Genomic DNA, 4,763 nt, shown 5'->3' with positions numbered 1-4,763 from the left:
CCACTCTGTTCGCGATCTGGTCGCTGTCCAGTGCGCCTTCGACTTCGTTTGCCGTCGGCACTTTTCCTTCGAGCACCTGATTCTCGCCGGTGCTCTGAATATCCGCCTTGGCGACCGGCACGTCGTTGGTGCCGATGATATCGATCGTGATGGTCTGACTCGCGGAACCGTCAGCCGATTTCACTGCAAAGGTCTCGGTTCGAACCTGACCTTCACCAAGGTATTGAACCTTGCTGTTATCGACATTGAAGGTCCACCGACCATCGGCCGTGATGGAAAGCGAGCCCAGCGAGGAGGTCACGCCATCAGTCGTTCCACTGGCACCCATGAAGGTCGCGCTACCCGGGTTGAAACTCGACTGTCCGGTATCGATGTCGGTCACCGAGAGCGTGCCCGTCGTGGCGAGTTTCCCGCCGCTAACGCCACTATCTTCAACGACGCTGCCAACAGCAGGGCCGCTGATGATAGCCGCGTCGTTGGTGCCGACAATCGTCGCAGTCAAGGTTGTCACTGCGACATTGCCGTGGCCATCGCTGACGGTGTAACTGATCTGGGAGGTGGTTTTTTCGCCCGCAGCGAGTGAGTTGTAGGTATCTCCCGGCAAGAATCGATAACTGCCGTCGGATTGAACGATGAACGTTCCGCCGTTGGAACCGGCGATGGACTTTCCAACGCCCTCCGAGCTGCCATTGATGGCAACGACATGCAGCGTCGACCCGTCGCTTCCCAAGTCAGAATCGTTGGCCAGAACACCGTGTGCCGCATCGATGCTCAGCCCCTGCTCCTGCTGGGTCGAGCCAGTATCGGCAATCGCCGTTGGCGGCGTGGTGTCGACACCATAAGTGTGCGTGGTCGTGGCGGTGCCGGTGTTGCCGGCCGCGTCGGTGTGGCTGACCGTGGCATTGATCCGGTCGGCGCCGGCGTTGGCCAGCACCGCACCCGGGACAGAGACACTGAAGTTGCCGTTGGCACCCACCGTCGTGGTGTAGGTCTGGCCGCCTATCTCGATCGTCACCGTGTCGCCGCTGACCGCATCGCCGCCGGCCTTGCCGCTCAAGGTAACATTCTGCCGCGATTCGGCGGCGTTGATCACGTCGTCGCCGGCGATGGTATTCAGGCTGATCGTGACGGCCGGCGCGATGGTATCGACGGTATAGCTGCCGGCGGTATTGGCGCTGCCGGTGTTGCCAACCGCATCGGTGTGGCTGACAACGGCCTGTATCGAGCCATTCTGGGCCAGCTGGCTTCCGGGCACGGTGATGCTGAACGAGCCGTCGGCTTTGACGCTGCCGGTATAGGTCTGGTTGCCCACGGTCAGTGTCACGCGATCGCCGGCGGCGTATTCACCGCTGACCTTGCCGGTCACCGGGATCGATTGGTTGGCTTCGGCGGCGTTGACGACGTCATCGCCGGCGATGGTGTCCAGGGTGATACCGAGCGTCGGTGACGTCGTGTCGACGCCATAGGCGTGCGTCGTCGTGGCGGTACCGGTGTTGCCGGCCGCATCGGTGTGGCTGACTACGGCCGTCACCGTCGAGCCTGGCGCCGTTGCCAGGAGGCTGCCCGGCACGACGACGCTAAAGGTCAAATCGTCGGCGACCGGCACCCGATACTGCTGGCCGCCGATAGCGATGGTGACGGTATCGCCCGCCACGGCATCGCCGCCAACACGCCCCGTCAGGGTAATGGATTGACCGGACTCGGCGGCGTTGATCACGTCGTCGTCAGCGAGGGTATCCAACTGCACGGTTGGCGCCGGCGCATCGAGATCGACACTGTAGGGCCGGGTCGAGGTCGCGGTGACCACGCTGCCCTCGCTGGCATGCGTCAACGTTGCCGTGGCCGAGGGAAATTGAGCCAGCAGGCTGCCCGGGACGACAACCGAAAAGCCGAGATCCTCGTCCAGCACCGCAGAATAGACGACACCACCGATGGTGACCGTGACCTGGTCTCCCGCGACAGCGTCTCCGCCGCCCTTGCCGCTGACGGTGATGCTCTGGCCCGATTCCGCGAGATTGACGATGTCATCGATAGCGATGGCATCGAGGCTGACACTGACGGCCGGGGTCGGCGTAGCCCCGCCGTCTGCCGTGCCGTCGCCCGGCGTCGCGTTCGGCTCCGGATTGAAGCTCGCGGGCGTCACCGTCACCCGACCGGGATCGGACAGTGCCGCTGCATAGCGATAGGTACTGGACTCTTCGCGTCCGGTCCGGGCGATGTCGAAAGGCGCGGAGAAACCGCCGCCCTCCGACATCGTCCCGCCGCCCTCTCCGGCACCGGCCGCCGGGGCTTCCTGAATGGCCGTGGGATCCTGTCCGGAAGCGATGGCCGCCTGCAGTGCCGCCACCTCCGGATCCGCCGCAGCAGGTTCCGCCATGGTCAACGTGGCGACGCCTTCGATGACCTGCAATGTCAACGGCTGCCCTGCACTCAACGGCAGCACGGTACCGTCGGCGAGAATCAGTCGGCCGCCGTCCGGGGAGAAGAGAGTGGCGCCTTCCGGAACCGCCATCCCCTGAACCAGGGGCTTTTGCGGGTCCATCAAAAAGACATTGCCATCAACCCGAACGACAGTGACGAGAGCAGCCATCGACTTTCACCTCAGCAGACCGAAGAAGCGGAGACCAGTGCCCCGTCATTCGCGAAAAGTAACGTTTTTGTATCCGCATGCAACAAAAATTTATCAATTATTCTGTAATGCTTTTGCTAATCGTAGTGCAGGTTTTACAAACCTTAGCAAATCCAGCGCGTTATAAAATGTTAGCGCGTCGGGGCTCGACCAAAGAGACGATTAGCACGTCAAATCGATGGCGTTATAAGATTGGGCGGGCCCACTCCCCACGTGCGAGACATCCATGTTCGACGTAATCCCCGCCAACCTGCGTCAATCCTGCTCTTCCCGCGTTCAGGAGATGCCCGACAACCAGATCGTCGCGGTCGCGGACCTTGCCCGGCACGATGCCTCGGTCGTGCGGCTCTGGATCGGTGAAGGGGATCTGCCCACGCCTGTCTACATCAAGCAGGCGGCGATGGATGCACTGGCGGATGACGATACCCGTTACAGCTACTCTCAAGGCTTGCCCGAACTGCGCCAGGCGCTCTCCGACTACCATCGTCGGCACTGGCAGGCGGACATCTCCAGCGATCGCTTCTGCGTCACCATTGGCGGCATGAACGCCGTCACCATGGCCATGCAGGCGATTCTCGATGAAGGCGACGAGGTCCTCATGCCGACGCCGGCATGGCCCAACGCCAAGCAGATGATCGAGATCGTAGGTGGGGTCAACGTCTCGGTGCCCTTCGATTTCTTCCCGGGTGGCGACATCTCGCTCGACCTGGACAAGCTTTTCGCCAAAGTGACAGACCGCACTCGCGCCATCTTCATCAACTCGCCATCCAACCCGACGGGCTGGCGCATGCCGCTCGAGGACATGCAGCGATTGAAGGAGTTCTGTCGCGACAAGGGGCTATGGATCGTGGCCGACGAGGTCTACAACCATTTCGTTTATGACGACGAAGGCCCAGCGGCATCCTTCCTGCAGATCTGCGGGCCGAATGACAAGCTTCTGGTGACCAACACGTTTTCCAAGAACTGGTGCATGACGGGGTGGCGCGCGGGATGGGTCGTGTTCCCTAAAGGCATGGATCAGCTGTTCGCCCGCCTCTGCCAGTACAACACCACTGGCGTGGCATCGTTCATCCAGCGGGCTTGCATCGTCGCGTTGGAAGATGGTGACGAATTCATCCGCCAGCAGGTCGAACGTTGTCGAGCCTCGCGAGACATCCTGGTCGAGGGCCTGAGCGCGCTGGACAACGTGACCGTATTCTCGCCTCAGGGCACCTTCTACCTGTTCTTCAAGGTTCACGGGCTCGATGAATCCAGCCTGGAGACGGCCAAGCGAATTCTGCGGGAAGCCAAAGTCGGCGTAGCGCCGGGCAGTGCCTTCGGCCCGGAAGGTGAAGACTATCTGCGGATCTGCTTCGCTATCGCTCCCGAGCTTGCCAAGGAAGCGCTCGACCGGCTGACCCCGTTTCTTGCCAGGCTGGCCGCCGCACCGCAGGACACTGCCGCCAATCTAGAGGGCTAAAACCGCCTATCTAGAGGGCTAAACGAGACTGCCCGCCGATGACAGCGGGCAGTGTCGCGCGACATTCGAAACCGTTCAGCAGGTCGATAGCCTTTCCAGAAGCTCGCTGCGGCGGGTTTCCGGCATGAACGCGGCCTCGATGGCGTTACCCGCCAGCTGCTTGAAGCGATCACGATCCCACTCGAAGGCCTCGTAACACGCCAAATAATTGTTCAGCACGCCGCCACCGAAATAGGCCGGATCGTCCGAGTTGAGCGTCACGTTCACACCCTGCTCGATCATCGCGGGCAACGGATGATCTTCCATCGTCGGAACGACCTTCAATCGCACGTTGGAAAGCGGACAGACCGTCAGCGGAATCTGCGACTCCCGCAGGCGAACCATCAGTTCGGCATCCTGCAGGCAAGCCACGCCATGATCGATTCGACAGATGTCGAGTACGTCCAGCGCCTCGCTGATATAGGCCGCCGGCCCCTCTTCCCCCGCGTGGGCGACGCGTGGAATACCCAGCGCCTTGGCCCGCTCGAACACCGCCGCGAACTTGGCCGGCGGATTGCCCACCTCGGCACTATCGAGTCCGACGGCGTCGATCGACTCGTAGAAGGGCGCCGCTCTCTCGAGCACGTCCATCGCTTCGCTCGCGTCACGATCCCGCAGGAAGCTCATGATCAGCGC

Annotated in this window: 3 protein-coding genes; 1 reads left to right on the top strand and 2 read right to left on the bottom strand. The window is 62.0% G+C overall.

From position 1 onward, the window contains the following. Nucleotides 1–2,590 (bottom strand): retention module-containing protein (locus AC3AYF_RS18380; protein ID WP_487780151.1); only part of this gene is annotated, 2,590 nt, incomplete at its 3' end. A 265-nt stretch (nt 2,591–2,855) separates the two neighbouring features. Here AC3AYF_RS18380 and AC3AYF_RS18375 point away from each other — a divergent pair. After that, complete coding sequence (locus AC3AYF_RS18375; RefSeq protein WP_295041125.1) at nt 2,856–4,088, top strand: pyridoxal phosphate-dependent aminotransferase; 1,233 nt, start codon at nt 2,856–2,858, stop codon at nt 4,086–4,088. A gap of 75 nt (nt 4,089–4,163) precedes the next feature. On the opposite strand, the gene AC3AYF_RS18370 is transcribed toward AC3AYF_RS18375, so the two are convergent. Then, nucleotides 4,164–4,763 (bottom strand): adenosine deaminase family protein (locus AC3AYF_RS18370; protein ID WP_295041126.1); only part of this gene is annotated, 600 nt, incomplete at its 5' end.

Source organism: Salinicola sp. (assembly GCF_982684285.1).
This window is presented reverse-complemented; position numbering and strand designations above follow the sequence as displayed.

What these genes read in the sequence shown, in the direction of transcription:
- AC3AYF_RS18375 (WP_295041125.1), top strand. Translation starts at nt 2,856, where the DNA reads ATGTTCGACGTAATCCCCGCCAACCTGCGTCAATCCTGCTCTTCCCGC.